Origin of the sequence: Rhodobium gokarnense (assembly GCF_025961475.1) — a bacterium.
Lineage (GTDB): Bacteria > Pseudomonadota > Alphaproteobacteria > Rhizobiales > Rhodobiaceae > Rhodobium > Rhodobium gokarnense.
Window position 1 is genome coordinate 41,755 of record NZ_JAOQNS010000005.1, and the last position, 15,219, is coordinate 56,973.

Here is a 15,219-nt window from a genome sequence, read left to right on the forward strand (position 1 = left end):
GCAGAACGAGGCCGGGCTGCCCGACAACGGCGTCAACGGCGTCAACGGCGACAAGGAGCCGGTCGACGCCCTGCTTACCCATCCCGGCGTCAAGGGCTCGACGCCGGTCGCCCGCCACATCTACGCCACCGGCGCGGCCCACGAAAAGCGCCTCCAGGCGCTCGGCGGCGCCAAGAACCTTATTGTCATCCTGCCGGAAGCCGATCTGGTTCTAAAAAAGGAAGAAGAGGAAATTGGCGGCAACCCGCCGTTCCTCAAGAGTTCGTGCTCACATCGCGCCGTTCTCCGGCGGCTAACCGCCGTTGGTCGAACCACATTTTGCACTACGAGACCATTCGCCAGGCCTGCGCGAACACGCGATATCCACCGGCGCTATCCCGGCGGCGCCATTCGCTCCCATTGAACTCCCGGTCCGCGCTGTTGACTATCGAACCGATTGCCTCAGACGGATCACGCTGTTGAACACGCTTTTCTTGCTCATGCACAGTATGATGGACGTTTGATCTCTCCCGGCAGAGATCGTTTGCAGGGATCACTTTTCCCACCTGACGATCGCCAAGTTCCTGCGCAAGGTGAGCACCGGGGAGATCGACCTGCCGTTCACCAGGGCGGAAAGAAGCCAGGAAAGCGCAAAGGGCGTGCACCTGCAGGACCTCGCCTCTTACCTCGACAAACGGCGCGAGATGGCGTCATCGGAAGCTCGTGCCTTCCGCGCCAGATAGCCCCTCAGTACCGGCTTGACACTTCTTGAACTACGGTTCTCGAAAGATCAGGAGAGGCGGCCGTCCGTTGGCCAGTCGCCCGCACCCTACCCCATCGATGATCGTTGGACTGGCCGACCGGTACAACGAACGTACAACGCCGCGAATTCAAAATCCGTTAGGCATTGAAATTGCGTCACTTTTCGCAACGTCCGTCCAGTCCATCATCGGCGCGACGGCAAATTCTCAATATTTTTCAACCAAGTATATACGCTTCCTGAGCCGCAACAGAATCGCGCCGACTTCTGCTGCCCGCATTTTGGTAGATGGGTCATTTCGCTCTGTTTCTCAAGTTAGAACGACCAATGCCACTGAAAACCACTTCCCCTGCGGTCCGGTCAGCGCAGGAAGCGTTTTTCGTTTTGCTTGACTTCGTCCATTTTTTGCAGGCGGAAGATTTCCGAGACAGGAACGATATCGGCATTCACATTCTGGATGCCGCCGTCGGTGATGATCTGTGCGAACACCTTCTGCATCCCGGTCACCGCGGCGCGGACCGCGTGATTGCCATAGATGAGGATGCCGATCTTCTCGAGCGATCGGGCGCGCGCCTCCGTCATTTGCGGATAGGCGGTCGGCACGATGACGATTTTCGCCTTTCCATCCCAGGCCTTGATGAAGCTCTCGATCTCGTCCGGCGTCTTCTGTTTTGAATGGATCAGGATCATGTCGGCGCCTGCCGCCTGGTAGGCGCGGGCCCGCTCCAGGGCTTCGCGCTCGCCGCGCCCGGCGATCAGGGCCTCGGTGCGGGCAATGATCAGGAACTCGGGGTCTTTGCGCACACTCAAGGCCGCTTCGATCTTGCCCTGGAATTCCGCGATCGGCAGAAGGTCCTGGCGGCCGCCGTCGATCAGCGACGTCACCTTGGGAAACATCTTGTCTTCGATGACGACAGCCGCCGCGCCGGCCGCTTCGAACTGCTCGACCGTATAAAGCACGTTGATCGCGTTGCCGTAGCCGGTGTCGATGTCGGCAACGATCGGCAAGGACGTTCTGGCCGCCATGTTGCGCATGTTGGTCAGGTGCTCGGTCATCGAGACGAGGGATATGTCGGCCAGTCCCATGGCGGCCGAAATTTCAAATCCGCTCGCCCAGATGCCGTCGAACCCGGCCTCTTCGACGAGCATGGCGGACAGCGGATCGTGGGCGGCCATGACGCGGGCCATGCCGCCATTGGCGATGATTTCGCGGAGGTTCTTGCTTGTTTTTCGCATGTTTATTGCACTTTCAGTGAATTATGCGGCGCCTTGCGCGCGCTTGAGCCTGGCGACCGCCGCACCGATGGCAGTGCAGGCGTTTTGCAGATCGTCTTGCGACGACGCATAGGAAATGCGGATGAATCCGTCGGCCAGAAAGCCGGAGCCCGGCACGACCGCAACGCCCGCTTCCTCCATCAGGTACATTGCGAAATCCATGTCGGTTGCGAGCGTCTTGCCTTGCGGCGTCGTGCCGTCGAGAAGCGCCTCGCATCCGACAAAGACGTAGAACGCACCATCGGGCGTGTCGCAGGAAAGTCCGGGGATTTCGTTGATCCGTTGGACGACCAGGTCGCGCCGCTTCTCAAAGGCGTCGCGAAATTCCCCGATAAAGCCCTGGTCGCCGTTGAGGGCCGCCACCGCTGCATGCTGGGAAATGGAACAGGTGTGCGATGTCGACTGTCCCTGCACCGTGTTCATGGCCTTTATGAGCTCCAGCGGACCGCCGGCATATCCCACCCGCCAGCCGGTCATGGCGCAGGACTTCGAGACGCCGTTCACGGTCACGGTCCGGCTGGCGAGATCCGGCGCCACTTCGGCCATGGTGCAGAATTCGGCATCGCCATAGACCAGATGCTCATAGATGTCGTCGGCCAGCACCCAGACATTCGGAAAATCGCGCAGCACCGCCGCCAGGCCCTCAAGGTTCCGCCGGGAATAGACGGCGCCCGTCGGATTGGAGGGAGAATTCAGCATCAGCCATTTGGTGCGCGGCGTGATGGCGGCGCGCAGATCGGACGGCTGCATGATGAACCCATCCCCGACGCGCGTTTCAACGGCAATCGGAACGCCACCCGCGAGCTTGACGATCTCGGGATAGGACACCCAGCACGGGGTCGGGAAGACGACTTCGTCACCGTCATCGAGGCTCGCCACCAGCGCGTTGAACAGGAGCTGTTTTGCGCCGCAGCCGACGGTGATCTGGTCCGCGGCGAAGGTGAGATTGTTCTCGCGCTGGAATTTTTCCGCGACGGCTTCGCGCAAGGCCGGAATGCCGGCAACGGCGGTGTATTTCGTGTGACCGGCATGAATCGCGGCAATGGCCGCCCGGGCGATATGATCGGGCGTGGCGAAATCCGGCTCGCCCTGAGACAATGTAATGATCGTCTTGCCTTGTGCTTTCAGTTCCGCCGCGAGGGCGGTCATCGCTTTGGTCTGCGAAGGCTTCACCGCCGACAATTTGGCAGACAGGATGCCCATATTCTGATCCTTTGAATTCCGGGAAAGATGGGGGTCAGCCAAGGCCGGCCCCCGGGTCTTGGGAGAGCCGGAGACGCTCAGCCCCGGGCCTTGGTCCAAAGGTCCAGAAGCATGTCGCGCTCGGCGGCAGCCTTGCCCTGATCGATGTCGATGATCCTGATGTCGTTCATGAGAGGCAGACCGCTGGACTGCAGCGCCTCGTCGAGATCAGCGCGCGACGGGCGGCGGAAGGTGAGGCCGACGAGGCCGGCCTGCAGGTCCTTTGACAGGAGCAGGTCATAGACGCGCCTGGCATCGTCCGGATGCGGTGCGTTCTTGATCAGGGTCAGCCCTTCCGGAGAGAGGAATGTGCCGTCGGAGGGATAGACCAGCCTGATTTCGTTCTGACCGCCGGCGACATAGCGTTGCGCGGCGTATTCCATCGTCATGCCAACCGCGAACTCGCCCTGCGCCACCGACCTGTAGGCGCCGCTGGTCGAGCCCTGAAGCGAGACCACATCGGCGAGCTTGCGGACCCCCTCCTCGCCATAGAGCGTGTAAATGCCGTAGAGCTGCGCATAGGCGGAGCTGGAATTGGCGGGATCGGCCATCGTGACCTTGCCCTTCCAGCTTTCGTTCATGATGTCTTGCCAGGTCTCAGGGGCCGCGCCTTCGAGCACATCCTCGTTGATCATCAGAACCATCACGTGGGTGTTGGTGCCGGTCCACAGATCGTCCTTGGCCTGCAGCGCCGGCAGCAGATTGTCGACCTGCGGACTGTCGTACTTTTCGAACAGGTCGGAGAATTCGGCGAGCGTCGAAAACCCGCTGCTCCAGAACAGATCCGCCACGTTGTTGGCTTTCTCCGCCTCGATGCGCCGCAACAGCGTGCCGGAGCTGCCGGCGATGACGTTGATCGTGATGTCAGGCGCCTCCTCGCGAACCTTGTCGAGGACCATCGCCACGGAGTCCTCGCTGTTGGAGGTGTAGAGGTTGACCTCACCGGCCGTTGCTGCGGCGGTGCCCGCAAGGGCGATGGCTGTCGCGACAACCAGGTGCTGCAGTGCCTTTCTCATGTCATTCTCCTTGTGGTCAGGATGAAAACAGTCTCACCTTCATCACCCGGATTCCGAGGAAGACAGGGACCAGGATGATGATCATGTCGATGACGCCGAAGGCCGAAGCCCGGGCCATCAAGTCGCTGTTGATGAGGCGGAAAATCTGAATCGGCAGCGTCTCCTGCCCGGCCTGGTAGATGACGACGCTGGCACTCAGCTCGGCGACCGTCGTCACCCAGGTCAGGATGGCGGCCGCCGCGATACCCGGCGCCATCAAGGGCAGGACGACATTGAAGAAGGTGCGGACGGGCGGCACGCCGAGACTGACCGAGGCCTCCTCCAGCGAACCGGAGATGTTGTGCAGATTTGACGAGGCGTTGCGAACGCCGAAGGGCAGCCGCCGCAGCATCATCGCAAGCACCATGATGGCCGCCGTGCCCGTGAGGACGAGCGGTCCCGAATTGAACCCCTGTGCCAGCGCAATGCCGAGCACCGTGCCGGAGATGGTGAGCGGCAGCAGCAAGAGGTAATCGAGCGTGGAACTCAGTGCGTTCCGCTTCTTGACGAGCAGATAGGAGACCAGCGTCGCAAAGCTCACGCCGAGCAGCGTGGCCAGGGAGGCAAACCGGAGCGAATTGAAGACGACGTTCAGGTTGAAGTCGAAAATGCGGACATAATTGTCGAGCGTGAACTGGCCCCAATACATCACCGGGCCGCGCGAGACGGTGACCGATCCGACCAGCACCACGAAGGCGGGGAGCAGCGAGAGCACGATGACGAGCCCCGCAAAGCCACCGGCAATCCGCGCCTTCCAGCCGGCGAGCCTCGCCCGCAGGGGCGTGCGTCCGGCCACCATCTGGTAATCGCGCCGGCTGATGTACCAGCGCTGAACCGACAGGACCGAGACGACCAGCAGGATCGAAACCGTTGCCAGCGTCGACTGCATCGTCGGGTTGCCGCCCAGCTCGCTGATGAAGCTTCTGTAGGTGAGGACCGAAAGCAGCGGGACGCGCTGGCCAAGGGCGATGGAAATCGCGAAATTGCCGACCACCAGCGTGAAGACGACCAGTCCCGCCGACAGGACGGCCGGGACGATCGTCGGGAGGACCACCTTGATATGGGTCCTCAACGGCGCCGTTCCGAGGCTCTGGCCCGCTTCTTCAAGACTGTGGTCGAAGCCGCGCAACGCGGCGAGAGCGGCAAGGAAGATATGGACGTAGTAGGTAAGGGTCATCACGTAGATGAGCCCGAACCAGCCGTAAAAGCGCGGAAACGGCAGCCCCAGTTCGTGGAGCAGATTCGTAACGAGGCCGTTGTTGCCGAAGACCATGATCCAGGACTGCGCCGAGATCAGTTCCGGTATGATGAGGACCGACAGCGGCAACAGGAAAACGACGTTCGAAAACGGGATTTCAAACCGCGCCACGATGAACGCAAGAAAAACACCGACCACGGTGCAGCTTGCGGTGACGGAGAGCCCCAGGACGATCGAATTGAAGAAGGCTTCGAGGTACCGGCCCTGGGTCAGGAAGATTGCAAAGCCCTCCAGGGAAAACGTGCCGTTTTCCCCCAGGAAACTGCGCAACAGGACACCGAGGATCGGATAGGCGATGAAGAGCAGCAGAAATGCCAGGGCAACGCCGCTCAGAAGCCCCCACGGGAGAAAGCGGTTCATCGCGAGGCCTCGGGGACGAACAGGCAGTTGCCGTTGAACGAGATGATCACCTCATCCCCCCGCGCCAGCGGAGCGACGGCCAACTCGCCGAACGTTTCGACATTGACGTCCCCGCCGCCGTCGAGGGTGACGGCATAGCTCGTGCGGTAGCCCTGGAACTGCAGCGACTTGATGCGGCCGGCGAGTTCCCCTTCTCCCGGCGCGCCGGAAGCGCCGCGTATGCCGAGGTTCTCGGGACGGGCCACGGCGAGGTATCGGCCGTCTTCCGCGTCGGACATCTTGCGGCCAGAAACGAGCGTTCCGTTGACATCGAACCGGTCCGGCCCGCCGCTGCCGTTGCCGACCGGGCGCGCCGGAAGCAGATTTGAGGACCCGACGAAACCGGCGACATAGGCCGTCTGGGGATTGCGGTAGACATCGTCGGGCGCCCCGCACTGGTCGATGCGGCCGTTCTTCATCACCGCGACCTGGTCGGACATGGCCAAGGCCTCTTCCTGATCGTGGGTGACGAAAATCGTGGTGGTGCGGGTCTCGATCTGCAGCGACCGGATGACATCGCGCATCTGCACACGGAGCGCGGCATCGAGATTGGACAGCGGCTCATCCATCAGGAGAACGCGCGGACCGATCACCAGTGCGCGGGCAAGGGCAACGCGTTGGCGCTGGCCGCCGCTCAACGCCGTGGGAGACCGGTCGCCAAGGGACCCGAGCCCGACCCGTTCGAGATATTCGCCGACCTTGCGCTTGATTTCCTCCCTCGGCCTGCCGCGTGCGCGCAGTCCGTAGGCAACGTTCTCAAACACGGTCTTGTCCGGGAAAAGCGCGTAGTCCTGAAAGACCATGCCGATTTCGCGCCGGTGCGGAGCAACATCGGTGACGTCTTCGGAGGCGAAATGCACAGAGCCGGCCGTCGGCCTGACGAAGCCCGCGACCACGCGCAGCAATGTCGTCTTTCCGCAGCCGCTCGGCCCGAGAAGCGTGAAGAAGGCGCCATTGGGTATCTGACGGCTGATCCCCTTCAGGACTTCCACGTCGCCGTAGGATTTCCTGATGCCGTCCAGTCTTAGTTCCGTCACGCCCGGTCAGCTCCCAAAACTCGGAATGCCCTCCAGCCGGGCTTTCGGAGCGAAACTAAGCAAGGGAGCTACGGAAAAGAAAGCATTAGAAATTTACCATTCTGTCAGAATTTCTTACATAGTGCAGGATATTCAGCGCAAAACCAGCAACGATATGCGCTCAACATTAAGCTTTTGTGACAGATGGCGTTGCCAACATGCGCTCGGCCACAGCATCGCCGGCAGCGGCATGCGGTGATTTCTGTCAAGGACGACAGTCAGACGAGACAGCAACGGGCCGCGATATGCGGCGCGATGCCGGGCGCTCGGCTATGGAGCTACCACGCGACATCCATGCCGTCCGGCGTGCCGTTCGGCACACGCTGAATCAGCCAGTTGATCAGGCCTTCGATATTGCGCAGGCTTCTGTTCTGCTTGTCATAGAGCCCGAAGAAACCCGATCCGACGACAGCGATGTCCGGACAGAGATTGACCAGTCTGTCCTCTGCCAGTTCCTGCTCGACGAATGCGCGGGGCGTCAGACATATCCCGGCCCCGTTTTTCGCTGCAGCGATCGCGAGAAAGATATGGTCGAAGACCTGGCCCTGGAGCGTGTGGCTGGACTCGATACCGGCCTTTCGAAACCAGGTGGGCCACGCCGAAATCCGGCTTCTGATGTGGAGCAGATCGTAGTTCAGCAGGTCCGACGCTTGCGACGGACGATGGTCCCGCAACAGCTTGGGAGAAGCGACCGCGATCGTTTCATCCTCAAGAAGCCGCACGCAGACCATCCCGCTTTGTTTCATCGGATAACGCCGGATGATGAGGTCGTTGTTTTCCGCCTCATTGGGCAGGTCGTCGGTCATCGACGTTTCCATGCGCACTTCGATCGTGGGGTATACGCGCTGGAATTCGGCGATCCTCGGGATCAGCCACTGCGTGGCAAAGGTCGGCGTGGCATTCACCCGCACCCGTTTGATGGCACTGGAGCTTGAAAGATTTTCTGACGCAACGGCGATGAGGTCGAGGCTCTGCTTGATGTCCTGAAGATAGTTTCGGGCTTTGGGCAGCAGCTCCAGCCCGTTGCCTTTTTTCTTGAAGAGCTTCTGGTTGAAATAGTGCTCCAGCGCCTTGATTTGCTGGCTAACCGCACTGTGGCTCACATTGAGCTCCGCCGCCGCCATGGTGACACTCTCGTGCCGGGCCGCGGCCTCAAAAGCCTGCAACGCCTTCAACGGGGGCAAACGCCTCATCGCGTGACCGTCTATTTCTCTAACGGACCCACCTTATATGTGCCTGAGGTTCCCCACAACGGCGATAGACCTTTCGTGCCGGCGAAAACGCTCGATCCGAACGCGACCTTCGCCGCGGGGCAAGGCAGCCGATACCCGCGTGGTCCGCAGCCACCGTCCTTTCGGCGGCTGCAGACCTGCGGGCAACGTCATGCCGCGTTCCTGGCGTTCAAGACGCTGACGGCGTGGCGGGCGATCATGAATTCCTCGTTGGTGCCGATGATATAGACGGGCAGCGATCCGGGGGCGGCGATCGACGCCTCGCCGCGGTCGTTGGCGGCCTCGTCGAGGGTGATGCCGAGGAAGCCGAGATAGCTGCAGATGCGGCTGCGCACCGGGGCGGAATGCTCGCCGATGCCGGCCGTGAAGACGAGTGCGTCAAGGCCTGCGAGCGCAGAGCTGAGGGCGCCGATCTCCTTGGCGACGTGATAGCAGAAGAGATCGACCGCCTCCCTCGCCTCCGGCCTGTCGCTTTCCAGAAGAACGCGCATGTCGTTGGAGATGCCGGAGACGCCGAGGAGCCCGCATTCGTGGTAGAGCAGATGCTCCAGCGCATCGGCATCCATGCCCATCTGGCGCATCAGATAGAGCAGGATGCCGGCATCGATGCTGCCGGAGCGGGTGCCCATGGGCACGCCCTCCAGGGCCGAGAAGCCCATCGTGGTATCGATGCTGCGCCCGTCCTTCAGGGCGCACAGGCTGGACCCGTTGCCGAGATGGGCAACGACCACCCTGCCCTTCGCCACCTCCGGCAGCGTTTCGCCGAGGTGCCGGGCAATGAACTCGTAGGACAGGCCGTGAAAGCCGTAGCGCATCAGGCCGCGTTCGCTGAGGACCCGCGGCAGGCCATAGGTCCTGGCCACGGCCGGCTCGGAGTGGTGGAAGGCGGTATCGAAACAGGCGATCTGCGGCAGGTCGCCGAAACTCTCGGCCAGCACACGGATGGCCGAGACGTTCTGGGGCTGGTGCAAGGGCGCGAGGGGGACCAGCGCTTCCAGTTCGTCGAGCACGCGGTCGGTGACCCGCACCGGATGGTGGAAGCCGGCACCGCCATGGACGACCCGGTGGCCGGCCGCCAGCAGCGGCAGGTCGGGCAGGCGGGCGCGGATCCAGGCGATGAGGTCGTGCAGGAGCGGCGCGACGCCGCCGGTGTCGCGGTCCGCCCAGGATTCGCGGGCAAGCGAGACGCCGGCCGTGTCCTTGACGGAGAATTCCGCATTGGTGCCGATCCCCGTGAGCTGGCCGGAGAACAGGGTGACGATGTCGTCCCCTTCCCCGCCGATCCGGAAAACGGTGAACTTGATGCTGGACGAGCCGCTGTTGAGGACGAGCAGCGCGCCGTCGCGCGACGAGTTGGAAGGCATTGGCGGCGTCCTCATGCGTTCGCCCCGGCGCGGTTGGCCAGGAGCACGGCCAGCGCACAGGAAGACAGCCGCGACTGCAGGCTGTCGGCCCGGCTCGTCAGGATCACCGGCATGGAGGTGCCGAGGATGATGCCCGCAACTTCGCCGTTGGCGAGGAAGGAAAGCTGCTTGACCAGCATGTTGCCGGACGCAAGGTCGGGCACGAGGAGGATGTCCGGCTGGCCCGCGACCTGCGAGGCGATCCCCTTTGTCCGGGCGGCCTCTGCGGAGATGGCGTTGTCGAAGGCGAGCGGGCCATCGATGATGCCGCCGCGGATCTGGCCGCGATCGGCCATCTTGCAGAGGGCCGCGGCATCGATCGTGGAAGCGATCTTCGGATTGACGGTCTCGACGGCCGACAGGACGGCGACGCGGGGCTGCTCGATGCCCAATGCGCACGCCAGATCGATGGCGTTCTGGGCGATATGGGCCTTGTCTTCCAAGGTCGGGGTGATGTTGACCACACCGTCGGTGATCAACAGCGGTTTCGGATAGGTCGCAACCCGCATCACGAAGACATGGCTGACGCGCTTGGACGTGCGCAGGCCGCCTTCCCGCTTCAGGACGGCACCCATCAGCTCGTCGGTGTGCAGGGCGCCCTTCATCACGGCGCCGACCTCGCCGTTGGCGGCAAGCTCGATGCCTTTGGCGGCGGCGGCGCGCGTCGTGCCGGCATCGACGATGCGCAGGGCCGAAATGTCGATGCCCAACTGCCCGGCGACGGACTCGATGGCCGCGCGCGGGCCGACGAGTACGGGTTCGATCAGGCCCTCGCGGGCGCCGTCGGTGGCGCTGCGCAAGGAGGTTTCATCGCACGGATGGATGACGGCCGTGGGCAGTGGGGGCATGCCGGCGCACAGCGCCTTCAGGTCGTCGAACTGGCGGCCGGCATCGGATTGCTCGAGGCGATCGCCGGCCGATAGGGAGGCGTGAACGGTCATTTTTTGTCCCTGGGGTGAAAGTCGAAAACGGTCGCCTCCCGCCCGGGGGGTGCGGGCGGGAGGCAGGTCCTTTGCCGGATCTGGCTCGCCAGATCTCACTGGGAGGAGGCGATCCGGCCGAGGATCGGGAGGCTAAGTCAGATGCGGGCGATCAATCGCGTTCCACGCACAGGGCCATGCCCATGCCGCCGCCGATGCACAGGGTCGCAAGGCCCTTCTTGGCACCGCGGTCCTGCATCGCGTAGAGCAAGGTCACCAGGATGCGGGCACCGGAGGCGCCGATCGGGTGGCCGAGCGCAATCGCGCCGCCATTGACGTTGACCTTGTCCGGATCGAAGCCGAGCTCCCGGTTGACGGCGATCGCCTGGGCGGCGAAGGCCTCGTTGGCCTCGATGAGATCGAGGTCGCCGACCGACCAGCCGGCATTGGCGAGCGCCTTTTTCGAGGCCGCGATCGGGCCGGTCCCCATGACCGACGGATCGACGCCGGCCGTCGCCCAGGAGACGATGCGCGCGAGCGGGGCAATGCCGCGCTTGCGCGCCTCGTCGCCGCTCATCAGCACCACGGCGGCGGCGCCGTCATTGATGCCCGACGCGTTGCCGGCAGTGACGGTGCCGTCCTTCTTGAAGGCCGGCCGCAGCTTGGCGAGCCCGTCCACCGTCGTCGACGGCTTCGGATGCTCGTCCGTGTCGACGACGATGTCGCCCTTGCGGTCCTTGACGGTCACCGGAACGATTTCGGCGGCGAAGCGGCCGGCTTCCTGGGCGGCGCCGGCCTTTTGCTGCGAGGCGACCGCGAAGGCGTCCTGCTCCTCGCGGGTCAGGCCGTATTGCGCGGCCACGTTCTCGGCGGTGACGCCCATATGGTAGTCGTTGAAGGCATCCCACAGACCATCCATGATCATGGTGTCGACCATTTCGGCCGAGCCCATCTTGACGCCGGTGCGCAGGCGCGCGGCATGGGGCGCCTGGCTCATGCTCTCCTGGCCGCCGGCGACGATGATTTTGGCGTCCTCGTTCTGGAGCGCGCGGTAGCCCATGGCGACGGCGCGCAGGCCCGAGCCGCAGAGCTGGTTGACGATATAGGCGGTCGACTCGACCGGCAGGCCGGCGCCGAGGGCAGCCTGGCGGGCGGGGTTCTGGCCGGTGGCGGCGGTGAGGATCTGGCCGAGGATGACCTCGTCGACCTCTTCCGGCTTGACCTTGGCGCGGGCGAGGGCCTCGGCGATCGCGACCGTGCCGAGCTGGTGGGCGGGAAGCTTGGAAAGGGCGCCGTTGAAGGTGCCGACTGCGGTGCGCGCGGCACCTGCGATGACGATCTCGTCGATCATTTTCGTCTCCTGAGTTTACTTGCGATTTTTGCGGATCGGGGCGCCGGTTGCGTTGCTGAGCCTCGGCGATCGACGTCTCCGCGAGGAAAGGCTTGGGCGGCCGGCCGCGACCGGGAGGGACGCGGCCGGCGCGCGGTATCAGGGGGTGACCGAGGGGGCCAGGATCCACAGCAGGAACATCACCAGCGGGAAGGCGATGATGAGCTGGGTGAAGCAGAAGCCAACCAGATCCTTGGCGCGCAGGCCGAGGACACCCAGGAGGGGCAGCATCCAGAACGGGTTGATGAGGTTCGGCAGCGCTTCGGCAGCGTTATAGACTTCGATCGCCCACCCCATATGCGCGTTCAGGTCCTTCGCCGTCTGCAGCACGTAGGGCGCCTCGATGATCCATTTGCCGCCGCCGGAGGGAACCAGGAAGCCGAGGATCGCCGAGTAGACGCCGATGACGACCGGGAAGATCTCGATGTTGGCGATCGAGACGAACAGGTGCGAGATGTGGTGCGAGATGGTGACGCCGTCCGATCCCGGCACCTGGGTGAGCAGGGCTGCGATCGCCGCATAGAACGGAAACTGGATGATCACGCCGGCGGTCGTGGGAACGGCCTTCGACACGGAGGTCAGGAAGCTGCGGATATTGCCGTGCAGCAGCAGGCCGACCATCAGGAAGATGAAGTTGTAGTTGTTGAGGTTGGAGATCGTCCCCATCACACCTTTGGTGGACAGCTCGACGTAGATGTATCCCGCCGCAAGGAGCACCACCAGCGCCGGCAGAATGAAATTGAACTCGAACCATTCGCCCGGCCGTGACTGCTTCAGCGCGCTGGTATCGGTCTCGGAAACGTCACAGCCCATGTCTTCGGCGGTCTTGATCTGATCGCCCTCCGGCGCCGAATAGTAGGCGACGGTGACGGCGACGGCGGCGATGATCAGAAGCATGACGATCGACTGCCACAGGAAGATCGTCTGGCTGAGCGGGATGACGCCGCTGATGTCGGAGATCGCTTTCGGCAGCGAGGCCGGGTTGGCCTGGAGCATTGCCGCCGAAGAGCTGAGACCGAGCGCCCAGGTGGCGCCGAGGCCCAGATAGGCGGCCGCCCCGGCGGCGCGGTAGTCGACCTTGATGTCGGTGCGCCGAGCGATGGCGCGGACCAGGAGGCCGCCGAGGACCAGGCTCAGCGCCCAGTTGAGATAGGACGACGACATGGTCACGAAGCCCACCCAGGCAACGGCGCCGCGACTGCTTTGCGGAACGCTGGCCAGGCGCGCGATCAGTTTGGTGCAGGGCCCCGAGGTCGCCACCACATAGCCGGTGATGGCAACGAGGGCCATCTGCATGGTGAAGGGGATAAGTGTCCAGAACCCCTGACCGAAGGAGTGGGCGATCTCCAGCGGCGCAGCGCCGGTGGCCAGGTTAGCCAGGACGACCACGACGAGGGCCAGCGCCACGAAGACGAAGGCGTCGGGGAACCACTTTTCGGACAGTTCGGTGAAGCGGTAGGCAAGACGGGCAAGGCCCCGCGGTTGCTTGCTTTCTATGGGCGCGCGGGCCCGGACATCGGCGTTTGACATGGAGTTGCCTCTCTGAGGATTGGAGAGACCACGCCCCTCCCCGCGCCGCCGTACCGCTCGGCAAGAGTGGTGACGGACGGGCGGAATCTTGAGGATGGAGCTGGTCGGGTTGGTGCGTTGGGTGGCCGTCAGATCCTGACGGGCATCTGCTTGACGTCGTCCGGTATGAGGAGTGTGGCCTCGGTCGCAGCCTTGACGTCGTCGATGGACATCTCGGGGGCGACTTCCCTGAGGACGAGGCCGTCCTCGGTCGGCTCGATCACCGCCATGTCCGTGACGATGAGATCGACCCGGCGCACCGAGGTCAGCGGCAGGTTGCACTTCTTGATGATCTTCGGCGCGCCCTTTGCCGTGTGGGTCATGGCGACGATCACCTTCTTGGCGCCGGTGACGAGGTCCATCGCCCCGCCCATGCCCGGTACCATCTTGCCGGGGACCATCCAGTTCGCGAGCTGTCCGCCTTCGTCGACCTGCAGGCCGCCGAGCACGGTGACGTCGAGATGGCCGCCGCGGATGAACCCGAAGGAGGCGATGCTGTCGAACGCCGCAGCGCCCGGAATGAAGCTTGCGGGCGTTCCGCCGGCATCGGTCAGGTCCTCAAAGGCGGCCGCCTTTTCGGACAGGGCCTGCATGCCGATCAGTCCGTTTTCGGACTGGAAGAAGACGCGGATTCCTTCAGGCAGATAGGTGGTGACGAGCGTCGGCAGACCGATGCCCAGATTGACGAGATCGCCGTCGACCAGTTCCTGGGCCACGCGTTGGGCGATGAGGGCTTTCGAGTCCATTTTATGCCTCCCGGGAAATAAGGTGGTCGACCAGGACGCCGACGGTTTCGACATGGTCGGGGGGGATCATGCCGACCGGCACGACCTCGGCCGCCTCGGCGACGACCGTCGCTCCGGCCAGGGCCATCGACGGATTGAAGTTACGGGCGGTCAGCTGGTACTGCAGATTGCCGAAGAGATCGGCGCGCAGGGCGTGAATGAGCGCGAAGTCCGCCTTCAGCGGCGTCTCGACCAGATAGGTCTCGCCCTCGACCTCCAGCGTCGGCTTGCCATCGGCGACCACGGTGCCGACGCCCGTCGCGGTGAGCACGCCGCCGAGGCCCATGCCGCCGGCGCGGATGCGCTCGGCGAGCGTGCCCTGGGGCACCAGCTCGACCTCGATTTCCTCGGCGATCATCCGTTTCTGGGTTTCGGGGTTGAGGCCGATATGGGACGCTATCAATCGCTTGAGCGCCCCCGCGTCGACCAGCTTGCCGATGCCGAAGCCCGGCCGGGCCGTGTCATTGGCGATGATCGTGAGGTCCTTCTTGCCCTGGCGGACCAGTTCATCGATCAACCGATGCGGGGACCCACCTCCCATGAAGCCGCCGATCATTACCGACGAGCCGTCAGTAATACTTTCGACTGCGCATGCACAACTACACAACTTTGACATTTATACTCCCTCGTGTACGTCGTTTTCGCTATACGGGAAAAGCTGCGCCAGTTGTCATGCATGCCCTATGCCATTCTTCCGGACCTCTTGATTCCCGTGGGCTTGACCGTCATTCCGACCTGAGGAGCACTTGTTGGGATTGCGCAGCTTCTTGCGCAATGCGCAAAATTTTTCACATGGACTTTACTTGGCAACGGGTCGATAAGATGGACCGCAAAGGCGTTCTCCGGCTCCTCCCGCCGGAAGCGCCCTCCTTCCCG

The 15,219-nt window shown here is 63.4% G+C and carries 13 protein-coding genes and 1 pseudogene; 2 read left to right on the top strand and 12 right to left on the bottom strand.

Translation table 11 applies throughout. The annotated features are described in order from the left end of the window. Positions 1-7: 7 nt before the first annotated feature. Together M2319_RS09940 and M2319_RS09945 are read left to right on the top strand one after the other, a co-directional pair. Positions 8-208, top strand: a pseudogene (locus tag M2319_RS09940) (aldehyde dehydrogenase family protein); the annotation flags it as partial. Between the two features lie 355 nt (positions 209-563). Continuing rightward, positions 564-722, top strand: coding sequence for a pyocin activator PrtN family protein (locus M2319_RS09945; RefSeq protein ID WP_406682101.1), 159 nt, complete (start codon positions 564-566; stop codon positions 720-722). 377 nt (positions 723-1,099) lie between these two features. Here M2319_RS09945 and M2319_RS09950 read toward each other — a convergent pair whose 3' ends face one another. The 12 genes from M2319_RS09950 to M2319_RS10005 all read right to left on the bottom strand — a co-directional run bounded on the left by M2319_RS09950 (position 1,100) and on the right by M2319_RS10005 (position 14,959). After that, positions 1,100-1,975, bottom strand: a complete 876-nt coding sequence (locus tag M2319_RS09950; RefSeq protein WP_264601306.1) for an isocitrate lyase/phosphoenolpyruvate mutase family protein — start codon at positions 1,973-1,975, stop codon at positions 1,100-1,102. Between the two features lie 21 nt (positions 1,976-1,996). Then, on the bottom strand, positions 1,997-3,217 hold the full coding sequence (locus tag M2319_RS09955; protein WP_264601622.1) for a pyridoxal phosphate-dependent aminotransferase: 1,221 nt from the start codon (positions 3,215-3,217) through the stop codon (positions 1,997-1,999). A gap of 77 nt (positions 3,218-3,294) precedes the next feature. After that, positions 3,295-4,272, bottom strand: a complete 978-nt coding sequence (locus tag M2319_RS09960) for an extracellular solute-binding protein (protein ID WP_264601307.1) — start codon at positions 4,270-4,272, stop codon at positions 3,295-3,297. A gap of 16 nt (positions 4,273-4,288) precedes the next feature. Further along, positions 4,289-5,929 carry an ABC transporter permease gene (locus M2319_RS09965; protein ID WP_264601308.1) on the bottom strand — a complete coding sequence of 547 codons (1,641 nt, stop codon included), beginning with the start codon at positions 5,927-5,929 and terminating at the stop codon, positions 4,289-4,291. After that, on the bottom strand, positions 5,926-7,005 hold the full coding sequence (locus M2319_RS09970; protein WP_264601309.1) for an ABC transporter ATP-binding protein: 1,080 nt from the start codon (positions 7,003-7,005) through the stop codon (positions 5,926-5,928). The genes M2319_RS09965 and M2319_RS09970 overlap by 4 nt, the downstream gene beginning before the upstream one ends. A 317-nt stretch (positions 7,006-7,322) precedes the next feature. Continuing rightward, positions 7,323-8,219 (bottom strand): LysR substrate-binding domain-containing protein, encoded by an 897-nt coding sequence (locus tag M2319_RS09975; protein WP_264601310.1) that lies wholly within the window; start codon positions 8,217-8,219, stop codon positions 7,323-7,325. 206 nt (positions 8,220-8,425) lie between these two features. Beyond that, a complete protein-coding gene (locus tag M2319_RS09980) occupies positions 8,426-9,640 on the bottom strand; it encodes an acetate/propionate family kinase (RefSeq protein ID WP_264601311.1) in 1,215 nt (404 codons plus the stop codon). Positions 9,641-9,651: 11 nt separating this feature from the next. After that, on the bottom strand, positions 9,652-10,620 hold the full coding sequence (locus tag M2319_RS09985) for a bifunctional enoyl-CoA hydratase/phosphate acetyltransferase (RefSeq protein ID WP_264601312.1): 969 nt from the start codon (positions 10,618-10,620) through the stop codon (positions 9,652-9,654). 151 nt (positions 10,621-10,771) lie between these two features. Next, on the bottom strand, positions 10,772-11,950 hold the full coding sequence (locus tag M2319_RS09990; RefSeq protein WP_319801780.1) for an acetyl-CoA C-acetyltransferase: 1,179 nt from the start codon (positions 11,948-11,950) through the stop codon (positions 10,772-10,774). A 138-nt stretch (positions 11,951-12,088) separates the two neighbouring features. Continuing rightward, positions 12,089-13,519, bottom strand: a complete 1,431-nt coding sequence (locus M2319_RS09995; protein ID WP_264601313.1) for a short-chain fatty acid transporter — start codon at positions 13,517-13,519, stop codon at positions 12,089-12,091. 128 nt (positions 13,520-13,647) lie between these two features. Further along, positions 13,648-14,304 (bottom strand): 3-oxoacid CoA-transferase subunit B, encoded by a 657-nt coding sequence (locus M2319_RS10000; RefSeq protein ID WP_264601314.1) that lies wholly within the window; start codon positions 14,302-14,304, stop codon positions 13,648-13,650. Between the two features lies 1 nt (position 14,305). Further along, entirely contained in the window at positions 14,306-14,959 is a 654-nt protein-coding gene (locus tag M2319_RS10005) for a CoA transferase subunit A (protein WP_264601315.1), read from the bottom strand. Between the last annotated feature and the right edge of the window lie 260 nt (positions 14,960-15,219).

Coding starts and splice junctions, on each gene's coding strand:
- M2319_RS09950 (WP_264601306.1), bottom strand. CDS start 1,975: ATGCGAAAAACAAGCAAGAACCTCCGCGAAATCATCGCCAATGGCGGC.
- M2319_RS09955 (WP_264601622.1), bottom strand. CDS start 3,217: ATGGGCATCCTGTCTGCCAAATTGTCGGCGGTGAAGCCTTCGCAGACC.
- M2319_RS09960 (WP_264601307.1), bottom strand. CDS start 4,272: ATGAGAAAGGCACTGCAGCACCTGGTTGTCGCGACAGCCATCGCCCTT.
- M2319_RS09965 (WP_264601308.1), bottom strand. CDS start 5,929: ATGAACCGCTTTCTCCCGTGGGGGCTTCTGAGCGGCGTTGCCCTGGCA.
- M2319_RS09980 (WP_264601311.1), bottom strand. CDS start 9,640: ATGCCTTCCAACTCGTCGCGCGACGGCGCGCTGCTCGTCCTCAACAGC.
- M2319_RS09985 (WP_264601312.1), bottom strand. CDS start 10,620: ATGACCGTTCACGCCTCCCTATCGGCCGGCGATCGCCTCGAGCAATCC.
- M2319_RS09990 (WP_319801780.1), bottom strand. CDS start 11,950: ATGATCGACGAGATCGTCATCGCAGGTGCCGCGCGCACCGCAGTCGGC.
- M2319_RS09995 (WP_264601313.1), bottom strand. CDS start 13,519: ATGTCAAACGCCGATGTCCGGGCCCGCGCGCCCATAGAAAGCAAGCAA.
- M2319_RS10000 (WP_264601314.1), bottom strand. CDS start 14,304: ATGGACTCGAAAGCCCTCATCGCCCAACGCGTGGCCCAGGAACTGGTC.
- M2319_RS10005 (WP_264601315.1), bottom strand. CDS start 14,959: ATGTCAAAGTTGTGTAGTTGTGCATGCGCAGTCGAAAGTATTACTGAC.